Annotated in this window: 12 protein-coding genes; 5 read left to right on the top strand and 7 right to left on the bottom strand. The window is 63.0% G+C overall.

Annotation, left to right across the window (positions count from 1 at the left end):
* Nucleotides 1-14 precede the first annotated feature (14 nt).
* The 5 genes from QCE79_RS01850 (at nucleotide 15) to proC (ending at nucleotide 5,575) form a co-directional block, all read left to right on the top strand.
* On the top strand, nucleotides 15-1,568 hold the full coding sequence (locus tag QCE79_RS01850) for an FAD-linked oxidase C-terminal domain-containing protein (protein ID WP_309841385.1): 1,554 nt from the start codon (nucleotides 15-17) through the stop codon (nucleotides 1,566-1,568).
* A 111-nt stretch (nucleotides 1,569-1,679) separates the two neighbouring features.
* On the top strand, nucleotides 1,680-2,768 hold the full coding sequence (glcE, locus tag QCE79_RS01845) for a glycolate oxidase subunit GlcE (protein WP_309841382.1): 1,089 nt from the start codon (nucleotides 1,680-1,682) through the stop codon (nucleotides 2,766-2,768).
* Nucleotides 2,769-2,776: 8 nt separating this feature from the next.
* A complete protein-coding gene (glcF, locus tag QCE79_RS01840) occupies nucleotides 2,777-4,003 on the top strand; it encodes a glycolate oxidase subunit GlcF (RefSeq protein ID WP_244827029.1) in 1,227 nt (408 codons plus the stop codon).
* Between the two features lie 41 nt (nucleotides 4,004-4,044).
* Nucleotides 4,045-4,740, top strand: coding sequence for a YggS family pyridoxal phosphate-dependent enzyme (locus tag QCE79_RS01835; protein ID WP_309841379.1), 696 nt, complete (start codon nucleotides 4,045-4,047; stop codon nucleotides 4,738-4,740).
* Nucleotides 4,741-4,762: 22 nt separating this feature from the next.
* The gene (gene proC / locus QCE79_RS01830) at nucleotides 4,763-5,575 is read left to right on the top strand and encodes a pyrroline-5-carboxylate reductase (protein WP_309841376.1); all 813 of its coding nucleotides are present in this window, start codon (nucleotides 4,763-4,765) and stop codon (nucleotides 5,573-5,575) included.
* A gap of 149 nt (nucleotides 5,576-5,724) precedes the next feature.
* Here proC and QCE79_RS01825 read toward each other — a convergent pair whose 3' ends face one another.
* From QCE79_RS01825 to recG, 7 genes are all read right to left on the bottom strand, one after another.
* Complete coding sequence (locus QCE79_RS01825; protein WP_250463073.1) at nucleotides 5,725-6,555, bottom strand: FkbM family methyltransferase; 831 nt, start codon at nucleotides 6,553-6,555, stop codon at nucleotides 5,725-5,727.
* 114 nt (nucleotides 6,556-6,669) lie between these two features.
* Nucleotides 6,670-7,527 (bottom strand): 4-hydroxybenzoate octaprenyltransferase, encoded by an 858-nt coding sequence (ubiA, locus tag QCE79_RS01820; RefSeq protein WP_250491794.1) that lies wholly within the window; start codon nucleotides 7,525-7,527, stop codon nucleotides 6,670-6,672.
* Between the two features lie 139 nt (nucleotides 7,528-7,666).
* Entirely contained in the window at nucleotides 7,667-8,155 is a 489-nt protein-coding gene (locus QCE79_RS01815) for a Dps family protein (RefSeq protein ID WP_244827024.1), read from the bottom strand.
* A gap of 196 nt (nucleotides 8,156-8,351) precedes the next feature.
* A complete protein-coding gene (locus tag QCE79_RS01810; RefSeq protein WP_244827023.1) occupies nucleotides 8,352-8,510 on the bottom strand; it encodes a hypothetical protein in 159 nt (52 codons plus the stop codon).
* 20 nt (nucleotides 8,511-8,530) lie between these two features.
* Nucleotides 8,531-10,015 (bottom strand): catalase, encoded by a 1,485-nt coding sequence (locus tag QCE79_RS01805; protein ID WP_309841371.1) that lies wholly within the window; start codon nucleotides 10,013-10,015, stop codon nucleotides 8,531-8,533.
* A gap of 335 nt (nucleotides 10,016-10,350) precedes the next feature.
* Nucleotides 10,351-11,310, bottom strand: a complete 960-nt coding sequence (locus QCE79_RS01800) for a hydrogen peroxide-inducible genes activator (protein ID WP_244827021.1) — start codon at nucleotides 11,308-11,310, stop codon at nucleotides 10,351-10,353.
* Between the two features lie 140 nt (nucleotides 11,311-11,450).
* Entirely contained in the window at nucleotides 11,451-13,868 is a 2,418-nt protein-coding gene (gene recG, locus QCE79_RS01795; RefSeq protein ID WP_309841369.1) for an ATP-dependent DNA helicase RecG, read from the bottom strand.
* Between the last annotated feature and the right edge of the window lie 77 nt (nucleotides 13,869-13,945).

Here is a 13,945-nt window from a genome sequence, read left to right as displayed (position 1 = left end):
CGCCCGGAGGAGACATGAACGCACCCGACGAGCTCAAGACCGCACTCGTGACCGACACTTCGCCGAATTTGCCGCATGCGGACGCGCCTCGGTTCTCCGAGGAACAACTCGCGGCGCGTCAGCGCGATGTCGTGCAGGCGCTGATGGCCGTGCTGCCCACGCATTGCCTCCTGTTTCGCGAGGAAGACACGGTGCCATACGAGTGCGACGGTCTCGCGGCGTATCGCCGTCTGCCGCTTGCGGTCGCATTGCCGGAAACCGAAGCGCAGGTGCAGCGCGTCGTGCAGATCTGCGCGCGCCTCGACGTGCCGATCGTGCCGCGCGGCGCGGGCACGGGGCTCTCGGGCGGCGCGATGCCGATCCGTCATGGCATCGTGTTGTCGCTTGCGCGCTTTCGCAAGATCATCGAAGTCGATCCGTACGCGCGCACCGCGACGGTTCAGCCGGGCGTGCGCAATCTCGCCATATCGGAGGCCGCCGCCCCTTACGGGCTCTACTACGCGCCGGACCCTTCGTCGCAGATCGCGTGCACTATCGGCGGCAACGTCTCCGAAAATTCGGGCGGCGTGCATTGCCTGAAATACGGCCTTACCGTGCATAACGTGCTGCGCGTGCGCGCCGTCACCATGGACGGCGATGCCGTCGAATTCGGCTCGCTCGGACCCGACGCGCCCGGCCTCGATCTGCTCGCCGTGCTGATCGGCAGCGAAGGCATGTTCGCCATCGTCACCGAGATCACCGTCAAGCTGATCCCGAAGCCGCAGACGGCGCAAGTCATCATGGCGAGTTTCGACGACGTGGTCAAAGGCGGCAACGCGGTCGCGGCGATCATCGCGGCGGGCATCATCCCGGCCGGTCTCGAAATGATGGACAAGCCCGCGACGCGCGCCGTCGAGCAATTCGTCAACGCCGGCTACGACCTGGACGCCGCCGCCATCCTGCTGTGCGAATCCGATGGCACGCACGACGAAGTCGCCGAGGAAATCGTCCGCATGACGGCGGTGCTGCGCGAGTTCGGCGCGTCGCGCATCCAGATTTCGCGCACGGAAAGCGAGCGGCTCAAGTTCTGGTCGGGCCGCAAGAACGCCTTTCCCGCTGCCGGCCGCATGTCGCCCGACTATTACTGCATGGACGGCACGGTGCCGCGCCGCTCCATCGGGCCGCTGCTCAAGCGGATCGAAGAGATGGAACAGAAGTACGCGCTTCGCTGCATCAACGTGTTCCATGCGGGCGACGGCAACATGCACCCGCTCATTCTCTTCAATGGCAACGATCTCGACGAATGGCATCGCGCGGAGGCGTTCGGCAGCGATATCCTCGAAACCTGCGTGGAACTGGGCGGCACGGTGACGGGCGAACACGGCGTGGGCATCGAGAAGATCAATTCGATGTGCGTGCAGTTCTCGCCCGAGGAGCGCGACGCCTTTCACGCGGTCAAGCGCGCGTTCGATCCGCCCGGCCTGCTCAATCCCGACAAGGGCATTCCCACGCGCGCGCGCTGCGCCGAATACGGGAAGATGCACATTCGCGGCGGGCTTTTGCCGCACCCGGAGATTCCGCGCTTTTGACGAGTGCGCGATCCCGCTATCCACGTTTGTCCGACTGTGGCTGCGTTAAGCGCCCGGTACAATCGACCGGACGAGACGGAATAGAAAAAGCATCAATCAAGCGGGACACCCATGGAACAGGACGACATCGTCGCCGGCTGGTCGGAGCGGATTGCACACGCCACCGAGACCGGCACGCCGCTGCGCATTCGCGGCGGCGGGACGAAGGACTGGTACGGACAGACGCTCCAAGGGGAGATTCTCGACACGCGCGCGCATCGCGGCATCGTCGAATACGATCCGGCGGAACTCGTGATCACCGCGAAGAGCGGCACGCCGCTCGCGGAAATCGAAGCCGCGCTCAGGGAGCACGGGCAGATGCTGCCCTTCGAGCCGCCGCACTTCGGCCGCAACGCGACCTTCGGCGGCTGCATCGCGGCGGGACTTGCCGGCCCGCGTCGCGCATGGACCGGCGCGCCGCGCGATTTCGTGCTCGGCGCGGTGGTGATGAACGGGCACGGAAAAGTGCTGCACTTCGGCGGCCAAGTGGTGAAAAACGTGGCGGGCTATGACGTCGCGCGCCTGCTCGCGGGCTCGCTCGGCACGCTCGGCCTCATGCTGCAACTGTCGATCAAGGTGCTGCCTCGCCCCGTCGCCGAAGCCACGCTCAAATTCGACATGCATGCAACGGACGGCGTGCGCAAGCTCAACGAATGGGGCGGTCATCCCTTGCCGGTCACCGGCAGCGCGTGGCGCGACGGCACGCTCGCGCTACGTCTCGCGGGCGCGGAAGCTGCTGTTAAATCCGCGCGCAACACGCTCGGCGGCGAGGTGGTCGACGCCGTCGAAGCCGACCGTTTCTGGATCGGCATGCGCGAGCAGACCGATCCGTTCTTCGCGGTCATTCAGCCGCGCTCGGCGCTTTGGCGGCTCGCGTTGCCGTCCATTGCGGAGCCGCTGCATCTGCCGGGCGCGCAACTCATGGAATGGGGCGGTGCGCAGCGCTGGTGGATCACGGACACCGACCCGCAGACCGTGCGTATCAGCGCGAAGCAAGCCGGCGGGCACGCGACCATCTTCCGCGCCGGTTCCGCGTATGACCGCAATGCGGGCGTGTTCACGCCGTTGCCCGCGCCGCTGATGAAAATCCATCGCGGGCTGAAGGCGGCGTTCGATCCGGCGCGCGTGTTCAATCGCGCCCGGCTGTACCCCGATTTCTAGGCGCCTCGATGCAAACCAATCTCGCCGATTTCATCCGCGGCACGGCCGATGGCGACGAAGCCGACGCCATCCTGCGCAAATGCGTCCATTGCGGCTTTTGCACGGCGACTTGCCCGACCTATCAAATTCTCGGCGACGAACTCGACGGACCGCGCGGGCGCATCTATTTGATGAAGCAGATGTTCGAAGGCGCGCCGGTCACGCGCAGCACGCAACTGCATCTGGATCGCTGCCTCACCTGCCGCAATTGCGAGAGCACGTGTCCGTCGGGCGTGCAGTACGGACGGCTCGTGGAGATCGGCCGCAAGGTGGTCGAAGAGAAAGTCGAGCGCCCCATGCGCCAGCGTTTGCAGCGGCGCTTGCTGGCGAGCTTTCTGCCGAACAGCACGCTCTTCACGCCGGCGATGAAACTCGGCCAGCAGTTTCGCGGCATCCTGCCACGCAATCTGCGCGCGAAGATTCCCGTCCCGGAGAAGCCGCTCGCCGCGCCCACGCGCAAACACGAGCGCAAGATGCTGATGCTTTCCGGCTGCGTGCAACCGGCCATGATGCCCAACGTCAACACGGCGACCGCACGCGTATTCGACGCGCTCGGCATCGAGATCGTCACCGCGCCGGATGCGGGCTGCTGCGGCGCGATCCGCCTGCATCTCGGCTACAACGACGAAGCGCTCGACGACGTGCGCAACAACATCGACGCATGGTGGCCGTATGTGGAGAACGGCGTCGAGGCAATCGTGATGAACGCGTCGGGTTGCGGCGCGACGGTGAAGGAATACGCGCACCTTTTACGCGACGATCCGGTCTACGCGGACAAGGCAGCGCGCATCGTCGAGCTTACGCGCGACCTCGCCGAAATCCTGCCGATGTACGAGGAAGAACTCATCGCGCTGGCAAGACGCCGCAGCGTGCATACGGTCGCCTACCATCCGCCGTGTACCTTGCAGCACGGGCAGCAGATTCGCGGACGCGTCGAGCATCTGCTGACCGCGCTCGGGCTCGAAGTGCGTTTGCCCGCGGATAGCCATCTCTGCTGCGGATCGGCGGGCACGTATTCGGTGCTGCAGCCAAAGCTTTCATACACGCTGCGCAATCAAAAGCTCGACCGGCTGGAAAAGACCGAGCCGCAGATGATCGTGTCGGCGAATGTCGGGTGTATCGCGCATCTGCAAAGCGGCACGTCCACGCCCGTCGCGCACTGGATTCAGTTGCTCGAGCATCTGCTTTACGGTTGAGCGCTTCGTATAATGGCTGGATTGCTTTTCAGGCGGCCAGCATGTCTATCGCTCAACATCTCGAAGAAGTCCGGCAGCGTATCGCGAAGGCCGCGGCGGACGCCTCGCGCGACGCCGCGTCCGTGCAGCTTCTCGCCGTCTCCAAGACCTTTCCCGCCGAAGACGTGCGCGCCGCGTTCATTGCCGGCCAGCGCGCGTTCGGCGAAAACTACGTGCAGGAAGGCATCGCGAAGATTGCCACGCTCGCCGACTTACGCAGCGACATCGAGTGGCACTTCATCGGGCCGCTGCAATCGAACAAGACCAAGCTCGTCGCCGAGCAGTTCGACTGGGTGCATTCCATCGACCGGCTGAAGATTGCCGAGCGGCTGTCCGCGCAACGGCCCGAAGGCACGCCCGCGCTCAATGTCTGCGTGCAGGTCAACGTGAGCGGCGAGGCTTCGAAGAGCGGCGTGGAACCGGCAGAAGCCGCCGCGCTCGCGCATGCGGTCGCGGCGCTTCCTGCCCTGCGCTTGCGTGGCCTGATGGCCGTTCCCGAAGCCGCCGACACACTCGACGCGCGACGCGAGCCGCACGCGCGCCTTCGCGAACTCATGAACAAGCTGCGCGCAGACGGTCTCGATCTCGACACGCTTTCCATGGGCATGTCCGCCGACCTCGAAGCCGCCGTGCTCGAAGGCGCGACCATGGTGCGCATTGGCACCGCGATCTTCGGCGCGCGCGACTATTCGCATTGATTTCACTCTCGACTACTTCACCATGAAAATTGCATTCATCGGCGGTGGCAACATGGCTGCCGCGCTCATCGGCGGTCTGGTCAAGCGCGGCGTCGCGCCGGCGGATATCTATGCCGTCGATATCAACGACGAAGCGCGCGAACGCACCGCGAAGCAGTTCGGCATTGCGACGGGCGCGGCCATCGACGAGAAACTCGCGGCCTACGACGCGATCCTGCTGGCCGTGAAGCCGCAAGTGCTCAAGAGCGTGGCCGAATCGCTCGCGCCGCATCTGTCGAAGCAAACCATCATCAGCATCGCGGCGGGCATTCGCGCGACGGATCTGTCGCGCTGGCTGAACGGCTATACGCAGATCGTGCGGACCATGCCGAATACGCCCGCGCTGATCGGCATGGGCGTGACCGGACTCGCCGCGCTGCCGGGCGTGAGCAATGACGCGAAGGCGCTGGCATCGCAAGTTCTGGAAGCGGTGGGCTCCTCCGTCTGGTTCGACGACGAAGCGAAACTCGATGCCGTCACCGCTATTTCCGGCAGCGGTCCGGCCTACGTGTTCTACTTCATCGAAGCGATGCAGGAAGCCGCGCGCGCACTCGGCCTTGACGAAGCCCAAGGCCGCGAACTCGCGGTGGCGACCTTCACCGGCGCGGCACAGCTTGCCGCGCAATCGGGCGAAGCGGCGAGCGTGCTGCGCGAACGGGTGACATCGAAAGGCGGCACGACGGCGGCGGCGCTGGCATCGTTCGAGGCTGAAGGTGTGAAGGACGCCATCGTGCGTGGCGCGCTCGCGGCGCAGGCGCGCGCGAAGGAGATGGGTGACGAGTTGGGCGGCTTGTGAAAACGTGAATCGTGCGCGGTGCGCTGGCAACTCGCATGCGCACAAAAGGAACTGGCGGCACGGCAACACGTAAATCTTTCGAGGTGCGCGGGCTTCGCACCCGCGCATTGAAGGATTCGCTCGCGCTCACCGCCGCCGCGCGAGCTCGCTCAACCGATATTGAGCACGCCATCGCGCTCGTTCAAATGAGCATGCAGCGGATCACCCTTGGCGATGGCAAGCACATTCGGTTCGACCGAATAAAACGTCTCGTAGCCAACGCCTCTCAGATAGTCGCGAATATCGTTCTCGCTGCCCTTGATCCATTCGACCAAAAGCGCAGGCTTGCATCGAAGCAAGGTCTCGCGCGCGCCTCTCAACACATCCATTTCCATGCCTTCGACGTCGATCTTCAGAAGATCGACGCGTTCGAGCTTCAGGGAATCGATACTGATCATCGGCACCGTCGTGCTTGCGGCGGCATCGTAAGAGATAGCCTGGCCGATGAACTCGGTGTGCTCACGCGGCCTGATCTCCAGACTGCCGAAGCTCGCCGAAGAGAAGTAATCCGGTTGAGGAATGCCGATCTCGCCCACGGACTCACCCAATGCAGCCAGCCTGGCCCGCGCATTGAGGCAGTTGTTGAGCGCGAGATTGCCGGCCAGCGCGTAGTAGATGATCTCCTGCGCCTCGAAACTCAGCACCCGTCCCCAGCCGTTCATGTGACGCGCCCATTCCACGGAATGCACGCCGATATTCGCGCCGCCGTCTATGGCGAATACGCCGTCACCGAAATAACGACGACGCAGCGCGAGAAGAGAGAGCACGAACTGCACTTCTTGCGGATCGAAGCTGGACTTGCTGAGGATCTGATGCCCGACGCCGTAGGTGTAGTTCGATACGGCGTTCTGCACGGCGTTGAAGTCGTTGCGATTGACGATCAGCGTGCCATGGTTTGACGCGGCCAGAATGAAGGCGATGGGGCGCTCGATGTGACTCATGCGGTTTTAAGCGTGTAAGTAAATCCGCAAGAGTCTAGCCATTGGACGGCTTCGCGCAATCAGTCGATGGCCCGAAAACTGTCATAAAGATGCGTCGGCAAGATCAACGGCGCATCAAGCCAGCGCGTAATGCAGCGCAATTCCCACGAACAACATGCCGCCGAGCCAGTTGTTATGTTTGAACGCAGCGAAACATCCCATGCGGTCGCGCTCGCGAATCAGCGCGTAGTGATAGACGGAGCATGCCGCGGCGGCAAGCCAGCCGAGCCAGTACGCCCAGCCAAAGCCAAGCGCCACGCCTATGCCCACATAGATGGCGAGCGTTACGGCATAGCAAAGCATGACGGCGAACACGTCGTATCGCCCGAAAGTGAGCGCCGATGTACGGATGCCTATCTTGATGTCGTCGTCGCGATCGACCATGGCGTATTCGGTGTCGTAGGCCACCGACCAGAACACGTTGGCCGCGAGCATGATCCACGCGAGCGCGGGCACGTGATTCTGCACGGCGGCAAACGCCATGGGAATGCCGAAGCCGAACGCAATGCCGAGATACGCCTGCGGTATGGCGAAGAATCGCTTGGTGAAGGGATAGCTGCCCGCGACGAACAGCGCGAACACCGACAGCTCTTTCGTGAGTGTGTTGAGCGGCAGTATCAGCAAAAACGCAAGCAGCGATAAAGCCGCCGCGAGCGCCACCGCTTCCCATGCCTTGATCTTGCCCGACGTGATCGGACGCTCGGCCGTACGCTTCACGTAGCGGTCGAAATCGCGGTCGGCGTAGTCGTTGATGGCGCAGCCCGCCGAGCGCATGAGAATGGTGCCGATCACGAAGATGACGAGCAGCATTGGCGAAGGATGCCCGTTGGACGCGATCCACAATGCGTTGAGCGTCGGCCACAACAGCAGCAGGCTGCCGATGGGTTTATCCAGGCGCACGAGGCGCATATACAGCGGAAGGCGGGCGAGCATGGCAAGGCAGCGAAAGTTCGATGGCCTATTTTAGACCAGCGTGCTGGCGCAAGCCCGCGCATTGCGCCCACAAAAAAACCCCGCGCACGGGGTTTTCATCGAAGCGTTTGAAGCTTTCCAAGCGTTTGAAGCCGAGACGTCAGGCCAGCATGGCGCGCAACATCCACGCGGTCTTCTCATGCGTCTGCATGCGCTGCGTGAGCAAGTCGGCGGTCGGCTCGTCGTTGGCGGCGTCCGTCGCGGGGAAGATTTCGCGCGCCGTGCGCACCACCGCTTCCTGACCTTGTACCAACTGGCGAATCATCTCTTCGGCCGAGGGCACGCCATCCGCTTCCGGAATGGTCGACAGCCGCGCGAAGTCTTTGTAGCTGCCCGGTGCATGCACGCCCAGCGCGCGAATACGTTCGGCGATGGCATCCACGGCGAGTGCGAGTTCGTTGTATTGCGTCTCGAACATCAGATGGAGCGTGTTGAACATCGGCCCCGTGACGTTCCAGTGAAAATTATGCGTCTTCAGGTATAGCGTGTACGTGTCGGCCAGCAGACGGGACAGCCCGTCGGCGATCTTCTTGCGATCCTCGTCGTTGATGCCGATGTTGACGGGAGGTGCAGCGTCTTTGTTCGCCATATTGACTCCGTGAAAGTGTGATTCGAACGTTGAGTGCGCCTATTGCTCAAGCGAGGCGCGAAGCTACAGACCGTCCGCTAGTTTATCGTAGAAACAAGGTCACTTTTTTATATGGCGCGGCTTTGCATGCATGGAAGACAGGCCGCCGCGTCGTGCTGACAGAGCGGCCTGTCTTCGTGTCGATAGACGTCCTGCCTCAGGCGAAAACGCCCGCGCCCGCGCCATGCAATGCACTGGCAACGACGAGCCCGTAACCCATCGCGACGGCGCCAAACGCAAGCGTCACGCGCACTTTGCGACTAGTGGCTTCGATATGTTTCATGGCCTGCTCGATGGTGTTGAATGCCTGATTCATGGTCGTTTCTCCCTGGCCGATCACGCGGCCGCCGTATCTTCCTCATCCTGCTTCACGGTTACTTTCTGTCCGAGCTTGATAAGAGCATCTATCACGCCTGCCGCATAAGCCGGGTCCGCGCGGCGGAAGTGTTCGATCTGACGCGCGACGATCTCATCCGGTACGCCGAAGATATGCCGCGCGATATTGCCGAAGAACCGCTCGCGCTGCGCTTCGTCGAAGAGACGGAAAAGCGCGCCTGCCTGGCTGTAGTAGTCGTCGTCCTCACGGTGATCGAAGCGATACACCGTCCCCGCCGCGAGCGGCGGCTCGTTCACGCTTGCGTCCTGCGCGAATTCGCCAAAGCGATTCGGCTCGTAATTGACGCGCGATCCGAGATTGCCGTCGACGCGCATTCCGCCATCGCGATGAAATGCATTCGCCACCGGCACGCGCGGCGCATTCACCGGAATCTGATGATGATTGATGCCGAGCCGATAGCGCTGCGTGTCGCCATAAGAGAAGAGGCGCCCTTGCAGCAAGCGGTCCGGCGAGAAGCCGATGCCCGGCACCACGTTGGCGGGCGTGAACGCGGCCTGCTCGACTTCCGCGAAATAGTTCTGCGCATTGCGGTTCAATTCGATCACGCCGACATCGATCAGCGGATGGTCCTTGTGCGGCCACACCTTGGTGACATCGAACGGATTGATGCGATAGCGCGCCGCTTCCTCCTCGCTCATCACCTGAATGCGGAAATTCCAGCGCGGAAACTCGCCACGATCGATGTTCTCGACCAGATCGCGCTGCGCGCTTTCCCGATCGTTCGCGATCACGGCGCCGGCTTCGGCATCCGTGTAGTTTTCGAGCGGCTGCTGCGACTTGAAATGGAACTTCACGTAGAAGCGCTCGTTATCGGCGTTGACGAACGAGAACGTGTGCGAGCCGAAGCCATGCATCTGCCGATAATTCTTCGGAATACCGCGATCGCTCATGAGAATCGTCACTTGATGCAGCGATTCCGGATGACGCGACCAGAAATCCCAAGCGGCGACATTGCTGCGCGTGTTCGTGTATGGGTCGCGCTTCTGCGTGTGGATGAAGTCGGGGAATTTCAGCGGATCGCGGATGAAGAACACCGGCGTGTTGTTGCCGACCACGTCCCAGTTGCCTTCCTCGGTGTAGAACTTGATGGAGAAGCCGCGCACGTCGCGTTCAGCATCGGCGGCGCCGCGTTCGCCTGCCACCGTCGAGAAGCGCATGAAAATCGGCGTTTCCTTGCCGATCTCCGAGAGAATCTTGGCTTTCGTATAGCGCGAGATGTCGTGCGTGACGCGGAACGTACCGAAGGCGCCCGAACCCTTTGCATGCACGCGGCGCTCGGGAATCACTTCGCGGTCGAAATGCGCGAGTTTTTCGATCAGCCAAAAATCCTGCAAGGTCACGGGACCGCGCGGACCGGCGGTTTGCGAATTCTGATTGTCGCCGACGGGTGCGCCAGCGGCAGTCGTGAGGCGTTCGTTGGTCATCGTGATACTCCTATTTTTGCGTTGGCTTGAGATGAGTGATGCGACGGTTCGCCGAGATTCAGGCGACGCGCGCGAAGTCCGCTAGAACGCGCACGGCGACGTGGCGCAGTTCGTTCCATGATTTGGCGATGGCGGCGTGGCGGTGCATGACGTTCCTCCGTGGGCTTGGCCGGAGTGGCCAAGCGCTGTCGATGGAGGAATCTTATAGAAAACTATCGAAAACAAAAATTTGATTGAATTTATCTATTCGATAGCTGGGGGCGCCACCCAAATAAAAAAGCCGTGACTTCGATGAAGGCACGGCTTTGCAATGAAACGTGAAACTTGCGGCGAACTCAGTTCACCGCCACTGGTATGTCCAGCTTTCTCACGCCAGGCAAATCGCAGGCAGCGATGGCATCACTGATCGCGTCGATGGCAGGCACGCGCGTGAAGCTCTTGCGCCACGCCAGCACGACGCGCCGGTCCGGGACGGGGTCATCGAACGCGACGTAACTAAGCAGGCCGGAATCGATGCCCGCCGCGTGCGGCTTCACTTCATGCACCGACATACGCGGCAGGACCGTGATGCCGACGCCGCTTGCCACCATATGCCGGATGGTTTCCAGCGACGAGCCTTCGAAGGTCTTCTGAATGCCGTCCGCATTCTGCGAGAAGCGCATCAGCTCCGGACACACGCCGAGAACGTGATCGCGGAAGCAATGGCCGCTGCCGAGCAGCAGCATGGTTTCCTGCTTCAAATCGTCCGGATCGATCTTCGCGCGGTTTTCCCACGCATGACCCGAAGGCATGGCAACGACGAACGGCTCGTCGTACAGCGCGCGCACCATGAGGCCCGTTTCGGGAAATGGCAGCGCCATGATCGCCACATCGATCTCGCCCTGCTTCAGCAGTTCGATCAGCTTGAGCGTGTAGTTTTCCTGGAGCATTAGCGGCATCTGCGGCACCGCCTTGATCATCTGCTTGACGAGCGTCGGCAGCAGATACGGCCCGATCGTATAAATGACGCCTAGGCGCAGCGGTCCGACAAGCGGGTCCTTGCCCTGTTTGGCGATTTCCTTGATGGCGAGCGTCTGTTCGAGCACGCGCTGCGCCTGCGTGACGATCTGCTCGCCGATGGGCGTCACGCTGACTTCGCTCGTGCCGCGCTCGAAGATCTGCACGTTGAGTTCGTCTTCGAGCTTCTTGATTGCCACCGACAGCGTCGGCTGGCTGACGAAGCACGCTTCGGCGGCGCGGCCAAAGTGCCGCTCGCGCGCAACCGCGACGATGTACTTCAGTTCAGTGAGCGTCATTGGAGGCCAATGGAATACATTGATTCGATAGGTTTATCTTATACACCCGCCAAGCGCAATTCGACAACTCTCGCGGCTATTGCAAACGCGGCTGTGTATTTAGCAAATAGGGACCGACGACGCCCGCTCAAGTTCATCCATCACGCTTTTAAATACTGTTCGCGCACGCCCAGCCAGCGGGTGAGATGGCGCGTAACGGCGTCCGGGAATGCTTCGAGCATGCGATCCGCGGCCGCGCGCGCGGGTTCGATCAGCCAGCCGTCGTTTTCGAGGCTGGCAAAACGCAGCATCGCCTCACCGGACTGGCGCGCGCCGAGAAACTCGCCGGGACCGCGAATTTCAAGATCGCGGCGGGCGATCTCGAAGCCATCGGTCGTTTCGCGCATCGTTTGCAACCGGGAGCGCGCGGTTTGCGAGAGCGGATTCGCGTACATCAGCACGCACACGGAAGCGGCGCTGCCGCGCCCCACGCGTCCACGCAACTGATGCAGCTGCGCGAGCCCGAAACGCTCCGCATGCTCGATCACCATCAGCGATGCATTCGGCACGTCCACGCCCACTTCGATCACCGTGGTCGCGACCAGCAATTGCACTTCGTTGCGCGAGAAGGCGTCCATGACCGCCGCCTTTTCAGCGGGCGCAAGCCGACCGTGAACCAGCCCGACGCGCAGTTCGGGCAGCGCCGCGACGAGCGTTTCGTAAGTCTCGACGGCGGTTTGCAACTGCAGCGTCTCGCTTTCCTCGATCAGCGGACACACCCAATAAACTTGCCGACCAGTCAGCGCCGCCTCGCGCACGCGGCCGATGATCTCGTCGCGGCGGCTGTCGGAGACGATTCTCGTGAGAATCGGCGTACGGCCAGGCGGCAATTCGTCGATGGTCGAGACATCGAGATCGGCGTAATAGGTCATGGCGAGCGTTCGGGGAATCGGCGTCGCGGACATCATCAGCTGATGCGGCTGGAAGTCTTTCGCCCCGTTCGATGCTTTCTGCGCCTTCGCTCGCAGCGCAAGCCGCTGCGCGACACCGAAGCGATGCTGCTCATCCACGATCACGAGGCCCAAACGCGCGAACTCGACCGAGTCCTGAATGATCGCGTGCGTGCCGATGACGAGGTGCGCGGTGCCGAGCGCGGCGGCCTCGCTTGCGCTGCGTTTGTCCCGGGCTTTGAGACTGCCGGCGAGCCACGCGACCGACACGCCGAGCGGTTCGAGCCAGCCGCGCAGCTTGCGCGCGTGCTGTTCCGCGAGAATTTCGGTCGGCGCCATGAGCGCGGCCTGATAACCGGCGTCGATGGCCTGCGCCGCCGCGAGCGCCGCGACGATGGTCTTGCCGCTGCCGACATCGCCTTGCAAAAGACGTTGCATCGGATGCGCGAGCGTCAGTTCGTGCGCGATTTCCGCGCTGACGCGCTGCTGCGCGCCGGTCAGCGAAAACGGCAGCGCTTTCAGGAGACGCACGACGAGCGAGGCGGAATCGCCGGCGGCGCGGCGCGGCATGGCGGGCGCGGCGCGAGTGCGGCGCTCGGCGTGCGCGCGCTTGAGCGACAACTGCTGCGCGAGCAGTTCCTCGAACTTGATGCGCGTCCACGCCGGATGCGTGCCGTCGATGAGCGCGGTTTCGTCGGAATCCGCGCGCGGATGATGCAGCGTGCGCACCGCGTCGAGCAGGCCGGGCACGTTGAGCGGGGCGAGATGCGCGCGCGCGATCGGCTCGGGCAGCAACTCCGGCAGAAACACGCGGGAGAGCGCGCTGTCGATCGCCTTGCGCAGATACGCCTGCGAGACGCCCGCGGTCGCCGGATAGACGGGCGTGAGCGCTTGCGGCAGCGGCGTGTCGTCATCGACGGGGCGCACGACCGGGTGCACCATCTCCAGGCCGAAAAAGCCGCCGCGCACGTCGCCGCGCACGCGCAGGCGCACGCCGACGGACATCTGCTTGACTTGCGAACCGTAGAAGTTGAGAAAGCGCAGCGTCAGGTCGTCGCCGGCATCGTCGCGAATCTTCACGAGCAATTGCCGCTTCGGCCGATACGCAATCTCGTTATCGAACACGACGCCTTCCGTCTGCGCGATGTCGCCGGGAATGAGTTCGGCGATTGGCGTGAGCGACGTTTCGTCTTCATAGCGCATCGGCAGATGCAAGACGAGGTCGATGTCGGTCTTCAAGCCGAGCTTGGCGAGCTTGTCGGCGGGTTTGACGAGCTTGGGCGCGGTTTTGCCGGCGCTGGTCAGACCCGCGTTCCCAGTTTTCGCGGCCGACGCGGGTTGGGCGGCGCAAGTGGACTGCGCGTCCGCCACGCTTGGCTCCTCGAAGGTTTCGGCGGCGCTGTCGAAACCCGCGTCTTGAGCCTTCGCCGCCGAAGCAGTCGGCTGCGAATCACCGTCGTCGAGCGCGGACGCCCGCACCTCGCCCTCCGGCTGGATCGTGCCCGCCATGACCGGCTTCGGCGCTTTCTTCCGCGTGCGCGCGGCCTTCCCTTCGACACGCGCGCCGCTGTCTTCGGCGCTTGGAAACGCTTCGTCGGGAGAAGTCACGCGGCGGTCGGACAAGGGCATCTGCTCTCTTCGCAAGTACAATATGGGGTTTTGGTCGGCGCGCCTGTGCCGCCCTCAAGCAACATCGGGCAACTATC

The organism is Caballeronia sp. LZ003 (assembly GCF_031451465.1).
Lineage (GTDB): Bacteria > Pseudomonadota > Gammaproteobacteria > Burkholderiales > Burkholderiaceae > Caballeronia.
This window is presented reverse-complemented; position numbering and strand designations above follow the sequence as displayed.

Bases quoted from the DNA above. Each gene is read 5' to 3' on its own strand.
- QCE79_RS01800 (WP_244827021.1), bottom strand. From the start codon at position 11,310: ATGACGCTCACTGAACTGAAGTACATCGTCGCGGTTGCGCGCGAGCGG.
- QCE79_RS01805 (WP_309841371.1), bottom strand. From the start codon at position 10,015: ATGACCAACGAACGCCTCACGACTGCCGCTGGCGCACCCGTCGGCGAC.
- QCE79_RS01810 (WP_244827023.1), bottom strand. From the start codon at position 8,510: ATGAATCAGGCATTCAACACCATCGAGCAGGCCATGAAACATATCGAA.
- QCE79_RS01850 (WP_309841385.1), top strand. From the start codon at position 15: ATGAACGCACCCGACGAGCTCAAGACCGCACTCGTGACCGACACTTCG.
- QCE79_RS01825 (WP_250463073.1), bottom strand. From the start codon at position 6,555: ATGAGTCACATCGAGCGCCCCATCGCCTTCATTCTGGCCGCGTCAAAC.
- QCE79_RS01815 (WP_244827024.1), bottom strand. From the start codon at position 8,155: ATGGCGAACAAAGACGCTGCACCTCCCGTCAACATCGGCATCAACGAC.
- recG (WP_309841369.1), bottom strand. From the start codon at position 13,868: ATGCCCTTGTCCGACCGCCGCGTGACTTCTCCCGACGAAGCGTTTCCA.
- glcF (WP_244827029.1), top strand. From the start codon at position 2,777: ATGCAAACCAATCTCGCCGATTTCATCCGCGGCACGGCCGATGGCGAC.
- QCE79_RS01835 (WP_309841379.1), top strand. From the start codon at position 4,045: ATGTCTATCGCTCAACATCTCGAAGAAGTCCGGCAGCGTATCGCGAAG.
- glcE (WP_309841382.1), top strand. From the start codon at position 1,680: ATGGAACAGGACGACATCGTCGCCGGCTGGTCGGAGCGGATTGCACAC.
- ubiA (WP_250491794.1), bottom strand. From the start codon at position 7,527: ATGCTCGCCCGCCTTCCGCTGTATATGCGCCTCGTGCGCCTGGATAAA.
- proC (WP_309841376.1), top strand. From the start codon at position 4,763: ATGAAAATTGCATTCATCGGCGGTGGCAACATGGCTGCCGCGCTCATC.